Origin of the sequence: Bradyrhizobium cosmicum (assembly GCF_032290525.1) — a bacterium.
Classification (GTDB): Bacteria; Pseudomonadota; Alphaproteobacteria; order Rhizobiales; family Xanthobacteraceae; genus Bradyrhizobium; species Bradyrhizobium cosmicum_A.
Genome location: NZ_JASXTA010000213.1, coordinates 1 through 275, shown reverse-complemented (window position 1 = coordinate 275; position 275 = coordinate 1). Strand labels below are relative to the sequence as shown.

1 protein-coding gene is annotated in these 275 nt (G+C 54.2%); it reads left to right on the top strand.

Annotated elements, in window-relative coordinates; translation table 11 throughout:
* The coding region (locus tag QSV46_RS39700) for a hypothetical protein (protein WP_314964091.1) at positions 1 to 275 on the top strand (275 nt) is incomplete at both ends.

Genomic DNA, 275 nt, shown 5'->3' with positions numbered 1-275 from the left:
GTCAGGGCTTGGGAACAACTACATTAACCGCGTTTTATCTCAGCGGGAATTTGATGACCGCATCGATGATGGCGAAATTAGCGACAGTGGTGCTGCAGAGCATGAGGAATTTTTAGCAGAAGCTCTCCGGCTTTGGTTTGATCAAACTCTCCGTGGCCAAGACGGGCCGTATCCATTGCAGGCTGATGACGAGCTACCCGCCGAGCTCGCAGGCAGAGAAGCGAGCGTGTATGCTGCCACCCCGGCCGCTGCAGAACAATGGATTGCTTCAGAAC